We start from the raw sequence: 16,440 nt of genomic DNA, 5'->3' as shown, positions 1-16,440 counted from the left end.
CCGCGGTGTCTCAGCTCCCGCCGGGTGTGTTCCCGGGCCATTCGGTGTACGGCACCGGGCGGCCCGTGAACGCGTCCAGGACGATGCGGTCGCCGACCGGCCGGTCCAGCTTCACCGTCACCTTCTCGCCGCGCAGGTCACTCGTGCAGGGACCGTCGCTGGTGCCGGTCACGGAGGCGGACAGCACGACGCTGCCGCGCGTCTCCAGCGCCGTCACGACGGGGCCGTCGTCGCAGGATCCGTGGTGCGCCATCACGGTGACGGACCGGCCGTCCTCCGCCACCTCTGTCAGGCCGCCGAGCGGCGTCAGCACGTCCATGGGTACGTCCGGCCCGAGCGGTGCGACGGGCGACTTGGGCGACTCCGAGGGGTTCACGGCGGCCCTCTTCAGGGGAGCGGCATAGCCCTCCAGGGTGAACAGCCAGGCCGGGACGGTCGCCGGCCCGCGACTGGTGAGCACGGTCATGTCCCCCAACTCGGCTTTGGTGACGGTCAGTCGGGGACCGGGGCCGCTGTTGCGGTCCAGGGCCCGGTAGGCCCGCTCGGCTGCCACGAGTGGCCTGGTGAGCGAGCCCCCTTCCGTCCACACCACCCGGCCGCTCTTTCCCCGGGCGAAGGGGAGCGGTGCCCGCAGGTCGAAGGTGCCGGTCGCGTACGCGCGCCGGTCGGCGTCGTCGCGGAGGCCGCCCGCGGGCAGTTGGACGACCGTCCCCAAGGGGTGGTAGCCCGCGCGCCACTGCGCGGCCGCCGGGGAGCCGTCCCAGGCACCGGCCACCTCGCGGGGGCGGGTCTCCCACCGCGAGGCCGACTCGGTGCCACGGACCTCGCCCCCGTCGCGGCCGGCCTCCGCACTGCCGCACCCTGCCGCGGCGCCGGCACCGACGGCGCACAGGACGGCAACGGTGAGAATCCGGGCGGTGCGCGTGATGTCGGTACGCATGGCTCTCCCAGGGGATCACGGTGACCGGTGGCAATTCCGTTCCTGTGACGCCCCGCCCCCGGCCCGCGTTCGGTCCCTGTCCCCTCCGGTCGAGCCCGTTATCACATCGTGACGGGCAGCCGCTCAGACCAGACCCGCCGACTTCAGCCACGCCTTGGCCACGTCCAGCGGGTCCTTCTTCTGGAGCTGCACCTGCGCGTCCAGGTCGAGGAGCGCCTTCGTGTCGAGCTTGGCCGAGACCGCGTCGAGCGTCTCGACGCCCTCCTCGGACAGCTCGCCCTTGCGGACGAGCGGCTGCACGTTCTGGAAGCCGAAGAGGTTCTCGGGGTCCTTCAGGACGACGAACTTCTCCCGGGCGATGGTCGGGTCGGTGGTGAAGACGTCCGCAGCCTGCACGGTGTTGTCCTTCAGTGCCGTCCGGGTCAGCGGCCCGCCCGCGTCGAGGGACTTGAAGGTCTTGAACTCCAGCCCGTACACCGACTTCAGGCCCACCAGGCCCTGGTGCCGGGTCTGGAACTCCGGCGAGCCGCCGAACACCAGGTCCTTGGCGATGCCCTTGAGGTCGCCGATGGAGGAGTCCGAGGTGAGCTCGTACTTCTTCGCGGTCTCCGCGTTGAGGGTCACGGAGTCCTTGTTCTGCGCGGCCGACGGCTTCAGCAGCTCCAGCTCGGAGTCGAGCTTGCCGTTGATCGCGGTCGTGGTCTCCTCGACCGTCTTCGGCTTGGCCTTCGCGTCGAGGTACGCCAGCAGGGAGCCGTTGTACTCCGGCAGCAGGGTGATGGCGCCGTTCTTCATCAGGCCGTAGGTGGTCTCACGGCTGCCGATGTTGGGCTTGTAGGTGACCTTGATGCCCTTGGCCTTGAGGGCCTCGCCGTAGATGTCGGCGAGCAGGGTGCTCTCGGCGAAGTTGTTGGAGCCGACCACGACGGTGCCGCTCTCCGCTCCGCCGCCCTTGAGCGGGTCGTCGGAGGTGCCGCCGGAGGAACAGCCTCCGAGAAGAGCCGCCGCCGCGGCGAGCGCGACTGCGACCGCGCCGGGGTGCCTCGTGATGGACCGGGTGCTGCTCTTCGCCGTAGTAATCACCCATTGATCCAAGCCAGCCGCTCTTCGGTCAGTCAAGAGCAGCCTGGTCACAATCGGCGTCGTGCTGCGGCGGGTTGAGGCGCTCTGCCTCTCACCTTCTGCGCACCCCGGGCGACACCGCGACCCGCGCGACCGCCCAGAACAGTGCGAGCGTGACCAGCGCCAGGACGGCGACCAGCGTCGCGCCGCCCACCACCTTCTCGTAGTTGACCTGGAAGAGGCCGTCGACGATGTACCGGCCGAGGCCGCCCAGGCTGACGTACGCGGCGATGGTCGCCGTCGACACGATCTGGATGGCCGCCGAGCGCAGGCCGCTCAGGATCAGCGGCAGCGCGACCGGCAGTTCGACCTGGAAGAGGATCCGTGACTCGTGCATGCCCATGCCGCGGGCGGCGTCCACCGGCGAGGGGTCGACGGACCGCATGGCCTCGTAGGTGGTGACGAGGATCGGCGGGACGGCGAGGACGACCAGCGGGATCATCACGGGCAGCATCCCGAACCCCAGCAGGGTCGTCATCAGCACGAGCAGGCCGAAGCTGGGCAGGGCCCGCCCGGCGGTGGCGACCAGGGACAGGGCGTTCCCGCCGCGCCCGTAGTGGCCGGTGACCAGGCCGATCGGCAGTCCGATCGCGGCGGCGAGGGCGAGCGCCTCCAGGGTGTACTGCACGTGTTCCGCGAGGCGGGCCGGGATGCCGTCGTAGCCGTGCCAGTGGGCGCTGTCGCTGAAGAAGGCGTTGACGAAGTTGAGTACGTTCACCGGGCTGCGTCCTTGAGGGCGGGCGCCTGCTCGCGGCCGGCCGTGCCGCTGGGCATCCAGGGCGTCAGCAGCACGCGCACGAGGACCAGCAGGGCGTCGACGAGAATCGCCAGCAGGGCCGTGGTGATCACGGAATTCCAGGTCAGTTCGGGCCGGTTGTACATCTGGGCGTCGTGGAGCAGGTTGCCGAGCGCGCCCTGGTTGCCGATCAGCATGCCGACGCTGACCAGGGAGATGCTCGACACGGTCGCCACCCGCAGGCCGGCGATGATCGCCGGGACCGCGATCGGCAACTGCACCTGGAGGTACCGCCGTACGGGCCCGAAGCCCATGGCGGTGGCCGCGGACAGGGTCTCCTGCGGCACCGAGCGCACCCCGTCGACGATCGCCGGCACGAGCACCACCAGGCTGTACACGGCCAGCGGGATCATGACGGTGAGTTCGGTCTGCCCGGTGTAGTCGATGAGGACGACGAAGAACGCCAGCGACGGGATGGCGTACAGCACGGTCGTGACGCCGAGGACGGGCGGGTAGAGCCAGCGGAAGCGCACGCAGAGCTGGGCGAGCGGCAGCGCGAGGAGCAGCCCGGCCGCGACCGGCAGCAGGGCCTCCCTCAGGTGCAGTCCGACCAGGCCGATCCAGCTGTGCTGGAGGTCGCTCGGGATGTCGAAGAAGTCGTGGAGGTAGTCGCTCATCCGGCGACCTTCTCGTCGTCGCGTCCCGCCGCGTGGGCGCTGCGGATCGCCTCGCCGATGGTCGCTTGCGAGACGACGCCGGTCACCCGCCCGCCGGTGTCCACGGCGACGGCCCAGCCGGTCGGCGACAGCACCGCGCAGTCGAGGGCGGCCCGCAGCGAGTCGGTGCCGGGCACGAACGGCCGCCCGTAGGACAGCAGTTCCTCCGGCCGGACGTCCCCCGCGACCAGGTCCCGCGGCTCGCTCCAGCCGAGCGGCCGGCCGTCCGCGTCGGTCACCAGGAGGTAGGGGGCGTCAGGGTCGGCCATCTGGATCTGCTCGGCGGTGGCGTCGAGCGGGATCACCGGCTCGCTCGTCAACTCCAGCCCGGCGGACGGGAAGAACGACAGGCGCCGGATGCCCCGGTCACCGCCGAGGAAGTCCTCGACGAAGGCGTCGGCGGGGCTGGACAGCAGCTCGGCCGGGGGCGCGTACTGGGCGAGGTGGCCGCCGGTGCGCATCACGGCGACCATCGTGCCGAGCTTGATCGCCTCGTCGATGTCATGGGTGACGAAGACGATGGTCTTGCCCAAGTCCTCCTGGATGCGCAGCAGTTCGTCCTGGAGTCCCTTGCGCACCACCGGGTCGACCGCCGAGAACGGCTCGTCCATGAGCAGCACCGGCGGATCGGCGGCGAGCGCCCGGGCCACGCCGACGCGCTGCTGCTGGCCGCCGGACAGCTGGTACGGGTACCGCTTGGCGAGCGCGGCGTCGAGTCCCACCCGCTCCATCAGCTCCGCGGCCCGGGCCCGGGCCTTCTGCTTGCCCCAGCCGAGCATGCGGGGCACGGTCGCGATGTTGTCGACGATCGTGCGGTGCTGGAAGAGGCCGGCGTTCTGGATGACGTAACCCATGGACCGGCGCAGGGTGGTGACGTTCTGTCGCTGGATGTCCTCGCCGTCGAGGAGGATCGTTCCCTCGCTCGGTTCGACCATTCTGTTGATCATCCGCAGAGTGGTCGTCTTGCCGCAGCCCGACGGCCCGACGAGGACGGTGATCGAGCGGTCGGGTATCTCCAGTGAGAGCCGGTCGACCGCCACCGTGCCGTCCGGGTACCGCTTGGTGACTGAATCGATCCGTATCAAGACGCCGGGGCCCTTCGGGTTGGCGGAGCGTATGGGCATGGTCGTACGGCTGTCGCCGGTCGAGTCTAGACGGCGGTCCTTTCCGGCCCCGGGGCGCCCGGGAGCCCCGCCTCGTCCAGCGGCAGGCGCACGGTGAACACCGTCGCCCCCGGTTCGCTGTTGAGCTCGATGCGGCCGCCGTGGGCCCGGACCAGGGACTGGGCCACCGCGAGGCCGAGGCCGCTGCCGCCGCGGTCGCGACTGCGACCCTCGTCGACGCGGTAGAAGCGGTCGAAGACGCGCTCCTGGTCCTCGGGCGGGATGCCGGGACCCGCGTCGGTGATCCGGACCAGAGCGGCGCCGGAGGCGACAACGACCTCCACGGACACCGGGGTTCCGGGCGGGGTGTGCACGGCGGCGTTGGCGAGGAGGTTGTCCAGGACCTGCCGGACGCGCTGCGGGTCCAGTCGCACCTTGACCGCCTCCGTGCCGGTCGTCACCGTCAGCGGGTGGTCCGGCCGGCTGGCCCGGAAGGCGTCGGCGGCGTGCTGGACCAGCTCCACCAGGTCGGCGTCCTCCAGCCGCAGCGGCGCCTCCACCTCCGCCGCGTCCAGCCGGGCGAGCAGCAGCAGGTCGTCCAGGAGGATGCCCATCCGGGCGGCCTCGGCACGCAGCCGGGCCAGGTGCCGGTCGCGTTCCTCGGGGGCGTTGGCGGCGGCGTACTGGAAGAGGTCGGCGTAGCCGCGTACCGACATCAGCGGGGTGCGCAGCTCGTGCGAGGCGTCCGCGACGAACCGGCGCAGCCGCTGCTCGGCCTCCGCGCGCACGGCGAGGGAGTCGTCGATGTGCTCCAGCATCGTGTTGAAGGCGGTCCGCAGCTCGTCCACCTCCGGGCCGCCGTCCCGGCCGTCGGCGCGCAGCGACAGCCGGGCCGCCGACTCGGTCAGGTCGTGCGAGGCGATGCCGTGCGCGGTGGACGCCATGTCGCTGAGCGGCTTCAGCCCGCGGCGCAGCATGCGGCGGCCGAAGACCACCAGCGCGAGCAGCGCGAGCCCGAAGGTGACGACCTGGATGGTGATCAGCTGCCCGACCGTGTCCTCGATGTCCTCCATGGGCGCGGCGCTGACCAGGACCACCCCGGGCTCGACCTCGCAGGCGCGCAGCCGGTAGGTTCCCGCGCCCTTGAGGTGCTCGGTGCGCAGCAGCTCCGTGTGCGCGGCGCTCTGCGCCGAGGCGAGCGCGGTGAGGTCGTCGACGTCCTCGGGCAGGTCGGCGGGGTCCTCGGGCCTGCGCAGCTCGGGCCTGCCGTCCGAGACGTCGTACACGGCGTAGAACCAGCTGTAGTACTTCTTGCCCGAGAGCGTGCCGTAGTCGGCGATGCTCTTGGACTGGGCGATCTGGGCCTGTGCCAGCTGGGTGTCGAGCTGGGCCGACAGGTAGTCGCGCATGTACGTGGTGAGGGCCGTGCCGACGACGGCGAAGACGACCAGCGCCAGGGCGCCGAGGCCGAGGGCCAGCCGGGTGCCCAGGCGCATCCCGCGGTAGGCCCGCCGCAGCCGGGCGATCACTCGGAGGCCTGTCGCAGGACGTATCCGAATCCGCGCACGGTGTGGATCAGTGGCGTGCCGCCGTCGTCCGTCTCGTCGAGCTTGCGGCGCAGCCGGCTGATGACCAGCTCGACGACGTTGGAGCGGCCGCCGAAGCCGTACTCCCACACGTGGTCGAGGATCTGCGCCTTGGTGAGCACGGTGGGCGACTTGCGCATCAGGTAGCGCAGCACCTCGTACTCGGTCGGGGTGAGGGACAGCAGTCTGTCGCCGCGCCGCACCTCGCGGGTGTCCTCGTCCATGGTCAGGTCGCCGACCTGGAGCACGGACCGCTGGAAGGCGGGGCCCGCGCTGCGCCGCAGCACGGTCCGCAGCCGGGCCATCAGCTCCTCCACCGCGAACGGCTTGACCAGGTAGTCGTCGCCGCCCCGGGTCAGGCCCGCGACCCGGTCGGCGACCCCGTCGCGCGCGGTGAGGAACACCACCGGCACCATCGTGCCGGAGGCGCGCAGCCGGTCCAGGACGCCGAAGCCGTCGACGCCGGGCAGCATCAGGTCGAGCACCACGATGTCCGGGTGGAACTCGGCGGCCCGCTTCAGCGCGTCCTCGCCGGAGTACGCCGTGACCGCTTCCCAGCCTTCGTAGCGGGCGACGGTCGCGACGAGGTCGGCGATGGGCGGGTCGTCGTCGACGACGAGGAGTCGTACTTTTTCCACCCGCTCATAGTGCTTCACGTCTCGTGTGCCGCCATAGCCGCCCGAGCCTTCGCCGCCGGATCGATAAACTCTTGAAAGTTGAGCGACAGTAATCCGACAGCTCCCCCGCGACAAGCTCGGTATCCCAGGATCCGATCAAGGAGCTGCCGATCGTGACGACCCTCCAAGAACCCGCCGCGGCGACCCGGCCGGGCGTGCGCCCCGGAGTGGTGGGCCGTGCCGGCCTGTACGCGCTGCTGCTCGCCAACGCGGTCGTGGTGACCGTCTTCTTCGTCCAGGCCGGTTTCGCCTCGAACTCGCTGATCGTGCTGGGGCGGCTGGCGGGGCTGTACGGGGCGCTGCTCATGGCGTTCCAGCTGCTGCTGGTGGCGCGGCTGCCGTGGTTCGACCGGCGGATCGGCATGGACCGGCTGACGTCCTGGCACCGCTGGACGGGCTTCTCCGTGCTGTGGCTGCTGCTGGCGCACGCCGTGTTCATCGTCTTCGGCTACGCGCAGTCCTCGTCCCTGGACCCGGTGAACCAGCTGGTGGATCTCGCGGAGACCGTCGAGGGCGTGCTGCGCGCGATCGTCGCCCTGGCGATCATCATCGCGGTCGGCGCGGTCTCGGCCCGCTCCGCCCGGCGCCGGCTGGCGTACGAGACCTGGCACTTCATCCACCTGTACACCTACGTCGCGGTGGTGCTGGCGTTCACGCACCAGGTCGCGGCGGGTACGTCGTTCACCTCGTCGTCCGTGGCGCGGACGTACTGGTACGCCGTGTGGGGCGTGGCCCTCGCGTCGGTGTTCCTCGGCCGCCTGGTCCTGCCGCTGTGGCGCAACCTCCGCCACCAGCTCCGGGTCACGGCCGTCGTCCCCGAGAACGACGACGTGGTCTCGGTCTACATCACGGGCCGCGACCTGGACCGGCTGCCCGCCCGGGCCGGACAGTTCTTCCTGTGGCGGTTCCTGACGAAGGACCGCTGGTGGCAGGCCAACCCGTTCTCGCTGTCCGCCGCGCCGGACGGCCGTACCCTGCGCCTGACGGCCAAGCGGGCGGGCGACGGCAGCGCGGCCCTGCGGCACCTGAAGGTCGGCACGCGCGTGTTCGCCGAGGGCCCCTACGGCGCCTTCACCACCCTGCACCGCACCCGCCCGGACGCCCTGCTCATCGCCGGTGGCGTCGGTGTCACCCCGATCCGGGCCCTGCTGGAGGAACTGCACGGCCACGCGGTCGTGATCCACCGGGTGGCCACCGACCAGGACGCCGTCCTCCACGACGAGCTGCGCGAACTCGCGCTCGCCAAGGGTGCCGAGCTGCACCTGGTGACCGGGCCTGCCGTACCGGACCGGCTGGCGCCGCAGGAGCTGGCCCGCCTGGTGCCGGACATCACCGCCCGGGACGTCTACCTGTGCGGCCCGCCGCCGATGATGAACGCGGTGCTCGGCAGCCTGCGCGAGCTGGGCGTGCCCAGGACGCAGACCCACTTCGAGCGCTTCAGCCTGGCCGGCTGAGGAGGAGAGATTCGTGAAGCGAGCCATACCCGTCCTCGTCCTGAGTGTCGCGGGGCTCATCCCGGTCTGGCGGTACGCGCCGTCGCACGACACCGGCGCGTCGTCCGCGACCGAGGCCGCGGCGCCCGCGTCGACCCCCTCGGCCTCCTCCTCCGCCCCTTCCTCGGGCGGCTCCACGACCACGGTCGTCTCCGGCTCGACCATCGACACGGAGAAGGGACCTGTGCGGGTCGAGGTCACCTTCGACGGCGACAAGATCGACTCGGTGCGGATGCTCCAGCAGCCGAACCATCCGCAGACCACGGCCGCCGTGCCCAAACTGATCGAGGAGACGCTCCAGGCGCAGGGCGCCGACATCGACACGGTGTCCGGTGCGACGATCACCAGCGACGGCTACAAGGAGTCGCTCCAGGCCGCCATCGACGCGAGGGGCTGACGGCATGCGGCGCGTCGAGCACGTCATGGGGTTCCCGGTGTCGGTACGGATCGACGACGAGGGTTTCCCCGAGGCACCGGTGGACGCCCTCTTCGCCTGGCTGCGTGAGGTCGACGCGCGGTTCAGCCCGTTCCGCCCGGACAGCGAGGTGTCGCGGCTGGACCGGGGGGAGGTGCGCGACCCGAGCCCGGCGCTCCGGGAGGTCCTGGACCTGTGCGAGGAGTACCGGATCGCGACTGGCGGCGCCTTCGACGTACGCCTTCCCGGCCGCGGCCTCGACCCCTGTGCCGTGGTGAAGGGCTGGTCGGTGCAGAAGGGAGCGGAGCTCCTGTCGGCGGCCGGTGCTCGGCGCTTCTGCCTCAACGCGGGCGGCGACGTGATCGCCTCCGGCGGACCCTGGCGCGTCGGCGTACGCCACCCCGAACACGCCGACCGGCTCTGCGCGGTCCTGGACCTCACGGACCGGGCCGTCGCGACCTCCGCCCGCTACGAACGCGGCGACCACATCCTCGACGCCCGCACGGGCCGCCCGGCCACCGGTCTCCTCAGCGTGACCGTCGTGGCCCCGGCCCTGACCGAGGCGGACACGGTCGCGACGGCGGCGTTCGCCCTGGGCGCGCAGGGCGTCGAGTGGGCGGCGGCCCGCGAGCGCTGCGAGGTGTTCGCGGTGGACGCGGACAGGCGGGTGCTGCGGAGCCCGGGGTTTCCGGTGGCCGGGGCGGGATCCGCCGCGGCGTAGACCCACCGCCTCCCGGAACCGGCCGTGTCTGGTCCCGCCCCTTCCCGGAACCGGCCGTGTCTTCTCCCGCCCCTTCCCGGAACCGGCCGTGTCTTCTCCCGCCCCTCTCGCTTTCGCTGCCGGACACCGGGGCGTCACACCGGCCGGGCACGTTTCCGGGGTCCCCCTGACTCGCCCTGCATCGTCCGCCCCGTCCCCGGGCGTGACGCGGAAGGACGACGTACGCCGTGTCCCAGCTCCGGCTCGAAACCCTCCCCGCCCCTGCCCCGCTCCCCACCGCACCCCGCCGCTGCTCCACCACCGCACGGCTCGTCCGGCCGGCCCTGGTCCTGCTTCCGCTGGTGCTGGTCGGGGCGTGGGCTCTGGCCGACCGGCGTGCCGCGTACGAGGGGGTCGCGCGGCTGGCCTCGGCCGACCCCTGGTGGCTGCTCGTCGCGGGCGCGTGCACGTGTCTGACGTGGGTGGCCGCCGCCTGTGTCCGGCAGGGCGCCCTGCCGGAGCGGCTGCCGACCGGGCTGCTGGTGGCCTCGCAGTTCGCCGCCGGTGCTGCGAACCAGGTGCTGCCGGCGGGCATCGGCGCGCACGCCGTCACCCTGCGCTTCCTCCAGCGCCGTGGCATCCCGCTCTCCCGGGCCACCGCCTCACTCGCCCTGTACTCCCTGGTCAAGCCGGTCGCCAAGACGGTGGTGCTGCTCGCGTTCCTGGTGGCGTTCCCGGACGTACTGCGGCTCGGCGCACTCGTCCCGGACGACCGCACGCTGCTCCTCGCGGCGGGCGGCGCGCTGCTCGTGCTGGCCGCGACCTCCGTGACGCTCGTGACCGTACGGGCGCTGCGCCGCCCCGTCCTCTGCTTCCTGCGCACCGCGCTGACCGACGCCCGCGAGCTGCACACCCGGCCCGGCCGTGTGCTCGCCCTGTGGGGCGGGGCGGCCGCCACCCCGCTGCTCCAGGGCAGTGTGATCGCCACGGTCGGTTTCTCGCTCGGGCTGCCGCTGTCCTGGACGCAGGTGGTCCTCGCGCTGCTGGTGGCCGGCACCGCGGTCGGGGCGGTGCCGGCGCCGGGCGGCATCGGCCCCGTGGACGCCGCGCTCGTCTTCACCATGGCCGCGTTCGGCGCCCCGGTGGCCACCGCCACGGCCACCGTCATCGGCTACCGCGTCCTGACGGTGTGGCTCCCTCTCCTGCCGGGCGCCCTGGTCCTGTCGGCCCTTGTCCACCGCAAGGTGCTCTGACGGCACCCCGGGCGGCCGGCTGAGGCGTCGCCCCGGGGCCTGCCGGAAGCGACGGTCGCCAGGCCCGACAGGGCCTGGACCGGCTCCCCAGCAGCACCTTCACGCCCCAGGGTCCGAGCGGCACCGCGTCGCCGTACACGATCTCGCACGCGGCGGCCGTCCCGGGCGGTCGCCGAGGTGGCCATCGCGACGATGCCGTTGTGGCCGCTGGAGTTGGAGATGACGACGAACAGGTCCTGGGGACGCGGGGCGGCCAGGTCGTAGAGCCGGGCGGGCGCTCGAGGAGCGGGTCGTCGAGGACGGCCGGGTCCCCACCGCCGTGGGGGACGAGGTCGGCGATGCTCAGCCGGTTCGTGGGGACGAATCCGCCCGTCCGGCGGCGAGTTCGAGAAACGAGGGCCTGCGCATGGCCCGTGCCGGAGGCCTGGACGACACGGTCCCCGGGCGGCTCAGCCCTCCGCGGGCGTCAGCCGCAGCGCGATGCTGTTGATGCAGTACCGCTGATCCGTGGGCGTCGGATACCCCTCACCCTCGAACACGTGACCGAGGTGGGAGCCGCAACGGGCGCAGCGCACCTCGGTGCGGACCATGCCGTGGGAACGGTCCTCGATCAGTTCCACCGCGTCGGTGTCCTTCGGGTCGAAGAAGGACGGCCAGCCGCAGTGGGACTCGAACTTCGTGTCCGAGGTGAACAGCTCCGCTCCGCAGGCGCGGCAGGAGTAGACGCCCCGCGTCTTGGTGTCGGTGTACTCACCGGTGAAGGCGGGCTCCGTGGCCGCCTGGCGCAGGACCGTGTACTCGCCCGGGGTCAGCTCCGCGCGCCACTGCTCGTCCGGCTTCTCGATGTCGTACGGCATGAGCCTCCAGCCCCTCAGTTCGACAGACGGTCCAGGATGTGCGGGCCGAGGTCGGTGACGTCGCCCGCTCCCATGGTGAGAACGAGATCCCCCGGCTTCGCCATTCCCGCGACCGCGGAGGGGACGTCCGCCTTGTCGTGCACCGGCGTCACGTCCGCGCCCGCCGCCCGGGCCGCCTCGATGATCAGCTCGCTGGTCACGCCGGGGATCGGGTCCTCACGGGCCGGGTAGATGTCCAGCACGACCGAGGCGTCCGCCAGGGCCAGGGACTGACCCATCTCCTTGCCCAGCTCCTGGGTCCGCGAGAACAGGTGCGGCTGGAAGACGACCAGGATCCGGGCGTCGCCCGCCGCCGCGCGCATGGCCTCCAGGTCGGCGGTCATCTCGGTGGGGTGGTGCGCGTAGGAGTCGATGACCTGCACGCCCGCGGCCTCGCCCTTCAGCTGGAGCCGCCGCTTCACGCCCGTGTAGGCCGCCAGCGCCGCGGCCAGCTCCTCGGCGGGGACGCCGAGCGCCACGCCCGCCGCGAGCGCGGCCACCGCGTTGTGCGCGTAGTGACGGCCGGGGACGGAGACCGCGAAGGTCAGCTCCTTGCCCTCCAGCACCACGGTGACCTCGCTCTTCAGGCCCTGCGGCACGACCGACAGGATGCGCACGCCGGCGTCCTCGGACTCGCCGTACGTCACCACCCGCACACCGCGTCCCGCGACCCGGCGCGTCAGCTCCCGCGCGCCCTCGTGATCGGCCGCGACGACCAGGGTGCCGCCCTCGGTGACGCGGTCCACGAACGTCTCGAACGACTCGTAGATCTCTTCCATCGACGCGTAGTTGGCGTGGTGGTCGAGCTCGACGTTGAGGACGATCGCGACCTCGGGCGCGTACTTGTGGAAGCTGCGGTCCGACTCGTCCGCCTCGGCGACGAAGATCTCGCCCTCGCCGTGCAGCGCGTTGGAGCCGGGCGCGTCCAGGTCCCCGCCGATCGCGTACGACGGTTTCAGGCCCAGCTCGCTCAGCGACACGGCCAGCATCGAGGTGGTGGTCGTCTTGCCGTGCGTACCGGCGACCGCGATCGGGCGCAGGCCCTCCATCAGGGCGGCGAGCGCGTCGGAGCGGTGCACGACGGGGATGCCGAGCTCGGCCGCGCGGGCCAGTTCGGGATTGTCCTGCCGGATCGCCGAGGACACGACCACACAGCTGGCGTCGTCGGCCAGGTGCTCCGCGGCGTGCCCGATGCGCACCGTCACACCCAGCGCCCGCAGCGCCTCGGCCGTCGCCGACTCCTTGGCGTCACTGCCCGCCACGACGGCCCCGCGCTGCGCGAGGATCTTGGCGATCCCCGACATCCCGGCCCCACCGATGCCGATGAAGTGCGGTCGGTCCATGGCGGTGGGAAGGCCGGGTGCCATGTGTGTCTCCCTGTACGTGTGCGGAACGTTCAGCGGCACAGCCTATGCCGAAGCGTCCGAAGACGTTGACACCACAGGCGGCTACGCCTTGCTGTGCGAGAACAGCTTCAGCACCGGCACACCGACCTTGTGCCGCGCCTGCGACGCCCAGTCCCGGTGGAAGAACTCCTCCACGTAATGGGGGTCGGTCAGCACGATGACCTCGTCCGCGCCGACCTCCTCCACCAGAGACTTCAGCGCGTCCAGCGGATGATCCTCGATCAGCCGCCCCTCGGCCTCGCTCCCGGACGCCCGCAGCGCCGCGAGCGAAACCTCCAGCGCCCGCTGCCCGACGCTCAGCGCCTCCTCGCCCTCCGGTGTCTCCCCCTCGCGTACGGCATCGTCGAGCTCGCCGAGCGCGATGTCGTCGATGGCCCGCAGCAACCGGTCCGCCTGCTCGCCGCGCGGCTGGAGCAGCACCTGGAAGGAGACCGGCTCTTCGCCGTGCAAGGTCGTGACGAACTCCACGTCGGCGGACGTCAGGGCCTTCTCGATCATCAATACGCTTGTGAACACCAGGCGCCCCTTCTGCTCCCGTGGGCCTGTGGCCCCATTCCTCCGTGGGCCGTGCCGGGCCCTGCGGACACCATCCTGTCCCGTGTTCGACGGGTGCTGCCGGGTCCAGTGTGCCCTCCGGAAAGCAAACAGAACGGCACATTCCGCCGACTACCGGACCGGCGGCGAGCACGGTACCGATTCCGGACCTACCGGCCGGTTCGGCTTCCCGGGTGCCGAGACCTGTACCCCGTGCCGCGCGGTTCAGTACCTCAGGACCGCCCGTACCGCGTGAACAGGAAGCCGTCCTCCTCAAGCACCGACAGCAGCCTGAAGCTCTGCGGCACCGCGACGGCGGGCCCCCCGGCGATGCGCTGCGCGTCACCCGCGGTGAGCATCGGGGAGACGGTCAGGCACAGCTCGTCGAGCACGCCGGCCGCCACCAGCTGCCCGAGCAGCCGCGGGCCACCCTCGGTCAGCAGCCGGGTGTGGCCGAGGCCGGCGAGGGCCTGGACGGCACGGGCGGGGTCCACGCCGATGCCGTCCCCGGCGGTGACCACCCGGGCACCCGCCTTCTCGGCGGCGGCGAGGCGGTCCGGGGCGGCCGAGGCGCCCGTGAGGATCAGGGTGGGCACCAGGGGCGAGGTGAACAGCGGCAGCGAGAAGTCCAGGTCGAGGCTGGCGGAGACGACCGCGATCGCGGGGGCGGGGCCCTGCCCGGCCGCCTCCCTCGTCTCCGCGAACTCGGCACGCGCGCGTGCCGGACGGTACCCCTCCTGGCGCACCGTCTGCGCGCCGACGACCACGACGTCCGCCAGCGCCCGCAGCGTGCCGAAGATCCGCATGTCGGTCGCGCTGGAGATGGGCTGCGAACGGCCGTCGTGCTGCGCGGCCCCGTCCAGCGTGGACACCATGTTGGCCCGCAGCCATGGCACCGGCCCGCCGGACCCCGCCCGGGGATACGCGTACGCGGCGGCCAGCTCGGCCAGGCTCCACTCCCGCCCGGCCCCGCCACGACCGTCCTCCCCGGGCATCCCGCCCGAGTCCGGAGCTGCTGTTTCATCGGTCACAGGGAACAGACGTCGCATGCTGGTCAGTGTTCCACGCCCCGTAGCATGGTGAACCGTGTCCTCCTCCCCTGCCCCCTCCGGAACCGGCCCCATGACCGACCCGGCCCCGCTGTCCCTGTGCGCCCGTGAGCCGCACGTTCCCGCGGACCGGCTGGTCGCCGAGATGGTGCCGCCGCCGCGGTTCGACTCGGTGCGCTTCAGCACGTACATCCCGGACCCGAACCAGCCCAGCCAGACGGAGGCCGTCCGGGTCCTGGAGGGCTTCGCGGCGGGTCTCGGCCAAGAAGCGGGCGGCTCCGGCAAGCGGCGGCTGTTCGGGTTCGGCAAGGCGCCGAAGAAGGCCCCGGCCGGCCCGCGCGGCGTCTACCTCGACGGCGGTTACGGCGTCGGCAAGACCCACCTGCTGGCGTCCCTCTGGCACGCCACCCCGGCCGAGCCCGAACTCAAGGCGTTCGGCACCTTCGTGGAGCTGACCAACCTGGTCGGCGCCCTCGGGTTCCAGCAGACGGTCCAGACCCTGTCCGGCCACCGACTGCTCTGCATCGACGAGTTCGAGCTCGACGACCCCGGCGACACCGTCCTGGTCTCCACCCTGCTCGGCAGGCTCGTCGACGCGGGCGTCGCACTCGCCGCCACCTCCAACACGCTGCCCGGCAAGCTCGGTGAGGGCCGGTTCGCCGCCGCCGACTTCCTGCGCGAGATCCAGGGACTGTCGGCCCACTTCCGCGCCCTGCGCATCGACGGCGAGGACTACCGTCACCGCGGCCTGCCCGAGGCACCGCCGCCGTACTCCGACGAACAGGTGACCAAGGCGGCACACGCCACCGAGGGCGCCTCCCTCGACGCGTTCTCGCCCCTCCTGGAGCACCTCGCCCGCGTCCACCCCAGCCGGTACGGCGCCCTGACCGACGGAATCAAGGCGGTCTGCCTCACCGGCGTGCGGCCGGTTCCCGACCAGTCGACGGCGCTCCGGCTCGTCGTCCTCGCGGACCGGCTCTACGACCGTGAAGTGCCGGTGCTGGCCTCAGGTCTGCCCTTCGACCAGCTCTTCAGCGAGGAGATGCTGAACGGCGGCTACCGCAAGAAGTACTTCCGGGCCATCTCCCGGCTCACCGCCCTGGCCCGCGACGCGGCCAAGCTGGCGAACACGCGGTAACCACCGTTCCACTATCGCGCCAACTGCCGTAGCGCAAGGGTTGCTTCAAGCCAACCCACCTACGGTTTTCAGGCTCTCTTCAGCTTGAAACGTTAAGTTAACCCTGCAAACGGCTTTGCAGGGTTAACGTGTTTCTTGACCAGTCATTGACTAAGTGTTGGTCAGCGCTAGATGTGCGAATCACCTGAAGGGGGGCGCATGTACCGAGGTACGACGGCACGGACCGTGGTTTCGATCCTCGCCGCCGTCCTGCTCGCCCTCCAGTTCTTCGCACCGACGGCGTCCTTCGCGTCCGCGCACACGCCCCGTGAAGTCGAGGCCAAAGCTCAGCCCGGAACTGAACCATCCGGCGTGTCCTCGCGCCCCGGAACCAAGCTCTCCGGGAAGGCTCTGCGCGACGAGATCGCGAACTGCCGCGCCGGACACCCTCAGGGCCCGACCGGCCCCTTGCGGACCCGCGACCGGTTCCACAGCGCCGACTCGGCGCCATCGGCACCCGACCGGCCGCTGCTGAGGCACATCCCGCCGACAGCACCGGAACGGGTCACACCCGGCGTGGCGCACGAACGCACGTCGAGATCCTCGACGTCGCACACTCCGGCAGCACTTCAGGTCTTCCGCTGCTGAAGAACAGAGCAGTTCCATCCCCCACCTCTGTCATGCCCGTCCGACGCGC

17 protein-coding genes are annotated in these 16,440 nt (G+C 71.8%); 6 read left to right on the top strand and 11 right to left on the bottom strand.

The genetic code is table 11. The annotated features are described in order from the left end of the window. Window positions 1–10: 10 nt before the first annotated feature. The 7 genes from HDA41_RS30820 to HDA41_RS30790 form a co-directional block, all read right to left on the bottom strand. On the bottom strand, window positions 11–940 hold the full coding sequence (locus HDA41_RS30820; RefSeq protein ID WP_184989729.1) for a hypothetical protein: 930 nt from the start codon (window positions 938–940) through the stop codon (window positions 11–13). Window positions 941–1,063: 123 nt separating this feature from the next. Continuing rightward, window positions 1,064–2,023, bottom strand: coding sequence for an ABC transporter substrate-binding protein (locus HDA41_RS30815; protein WP_184993867.1), 960 nt, complete (start codon window positions 2,021–2,023; stop codon window positions 1,064–1,066). Between the two features lie 91 nt (window positions 2,024–2,114). After that, a complete protein-coding gene (locus tag HDA41_RS30810) occupies window positions 2,115–2,780 on the bottom strand; it encodes an ABC transporter permease (RefSeq protein WP_184989727.1) in 666 nt (221 codons plus the stop codon). Next, entirely contained in the window at window positions 2,777–3,475 is a 699-nt protein-coding gene (locus HDA41_RS30805; protein ID WP_184989725.1) for an ABC transporter permease, read from the bottom strand. The genes HDA41_RS30810 and HDA41_RS30805 overlap by 4 nt, the downstream gene beginning before the upstream one ends. Beyond that, entirely contained in the window at window positions 3,472–4,599 is a 1,128-nt protein-coding gene (locus HDA41_RS30800) for an ABC transporter ATP-binding protein (protein WP_184993865.1), read from the bottom strand. The genes HDA41_RS30805 and HDA41_RS30800 overlap by 4 nt, the downstream gene beginning before the upstream one ends. 65 nt (window positions 4,600–4,664) lie before the next feature. Further along, window positions 4,665–6,146 carry a sensor histidine kinase gene (locus HDA41_RS30795; protein ID WP_184989724.1) on the bottom strand — a complete coding sequence of 494 codons (1,482 nt, stop codon included), beginning with the start codon at window positions 6,144–6,146 and terminating at the stop codon, window positions 4,665–4,667. Next, a complete protein-coding gene (locus HDA41_RS30790; protein ID WP_059418198.1) occupies window positions 6,143–6,841 on the bottom strand; it encodes a response regulator transcription factor in 699 nt (232 codons plus the stop codon). Before HDA41_RS30790 ends, HDA41_RS30795 begins: the two co-directional genes overlap by 4 nt. Window positions 6,842–6,993: 152 nt before the next feature. Here HDA41_RS30790 and HDA41_RS30785 point away from each other — a divergent pair, with 152 nt between their 5' ends. The 4 genes from HDA41_RS30785 to HDA41_RS30770 all read left to right on the top strand — a co-directional run bounded on the left by HDA41_RS30785 (window position 6,994) and on the right by HDA41_RS30770 (window position 10,741). Further along, window positions 6,994–8,334, top strand: a complete 1,341-nt coding sequence (locus HDA41_RS30785) for a ferredoxin reductase family protein (RefSeq protein ID WP_230299528.1) — start codon at window positions 6,994–6,996, stop codon at window positions 8,332–8,334. A gap of 13 nt (window positions 8,335–8,347) precedes the next feature. Beyond that, window positions 8,348–8,770, top strand: coding sequence for an FMN-binding protein (locus HDA41_RS30780; RefSeq protein WP_184989722.1), 423 nt, complete (start codon window positions 8,348–8,350; stop codon window positions 8,768–8,770). Between the two features lie 4 nt (window positions 8,771–8,774). Then, a complete protein-coding gene (locus HDA41_RS30775) occupies window positions 8,775–9,509 on the top strand; it encodes an FAD:protein FMN transferase (RefSeq protein WP_184989720.1) in 735 nt (244 codons plus the stop codon). Window positions 9,510–9,736: 227 nt separating this feature from the next. Further along, window positions 9,737–10,741, top strand: a complete 1,005-nt coding sequence (locus HDA41_RS30770) for a lysylphosphatidylglycerol synthase transmembrane domain-containing protein (RefSeq protein ID WP_184989718.1) — start codon at window positions 9,737–9,739, stop codon at window positions 10,739–10,741. 449 nt (window positions 10,742–11,190) lie between these two features. Here HDA41_RS30770 and msrB read toward each other — a convergent pair whose 3' ends face one another. The 4 genes from msrB to HDA41_RS30750 form a co-directional block, all read right to left on the bottom strand. Continuing rightward, window positions 11,191–11,598: a peptide-methionine (R)-S-oxide reductase MsrB gene (gene msrB / locus HDA41_RS30765; RefSeq protein WP_184989716.1), complete on the bottom strand. Its 408-nt coding sequence runs from the start codon at window positions 11,596–11,598 to the stop codon at window positions 11,191–11,193. Between the two features lie 14 nt (window positions 11,599–11,612). After that, entirely contained in the window at window positions 11,613–13,004 is a 1,392-nt protein-coding gene (gene murC / locus HDA41_RS30760) for a UDP-N-acetylmuramate--L-alanine ligase (RefSeq protein ID WP_184989714.1), read from the bottom strand. Between the two features lie 81 nt (window positions 13,005–13,085). Beyond that, window positions 13,086–13,559 (bottom strand): indole-3-glycerol phosphate synthase, encoded by a 474-nt coding sequence (locus HDA41_RS30755; protein WP_184989712.1) that lies wholly within the window; start codon window positions 13,557–13,559, stop codon window positions 13,086–13,088. A gap of 251 nt (window positions 13,560–13,810) precedes the next feature. Further along, window positions 13,811–14,626 carry a pyrimidine reductase family protein gene (locus tag HDA41_RS30750; RefSeq protein WP_184989710.1) on the bottom strand — a complete coding sequence of 272 codons (816 nt, stop codon included), beginning with the start codon at window positions 14,624–14,626 and terminating at the stop codon, window positions 13,811–13,813. 73 nt (window positions 14,627–14,699) lie between these two features. Between HDA41_RS30750 and zapE the strand changes: the two genes are divergently transcribed. Beyond that, window positions 14,700–15,764: a cell division protein ZapE gene (zapE, locus tag HDA41_RS30745; protein ID WP_221511642.1), complete on the top strand. Its 1,065-nt coding sequence runs from the start codon at window positions 14,700–14,702 to the stop codon at window positions 15,762–15,764. Window positions 15,765–15,962: 198 nt separating this feature from the next. After that, the gene (locus HDA41_RS30740) at window positions 15,963–16,391 is read left to right on the top strand and encodes a hypothetical protein (protein WP_184989706.1); all 429 of its coding nucleotides are present in this window, start codon (window positions 15,963–15,965) and stop codon (window positions 16,389–16,391) included. Window positions 16,392–16,440 lie beyond the last annotated feature (49 nt).

Origin of the sequence: Streptomyces caelestis, from assembly GCF_014205255.1 — a bacterium.
GTDB classification, from domain to species: domain Bacteria; phylum Actinomycetota; class Actinomycetes; order Streptomycetales; family Streptomycetaceae; genus Streptomyces; species Streptomyces caelestis.
The sequence above is the reverse complement of the archived record's forward strand: the minus strand, read 5'-3'. Positions and strand labels throughout refer to the sequence as shown.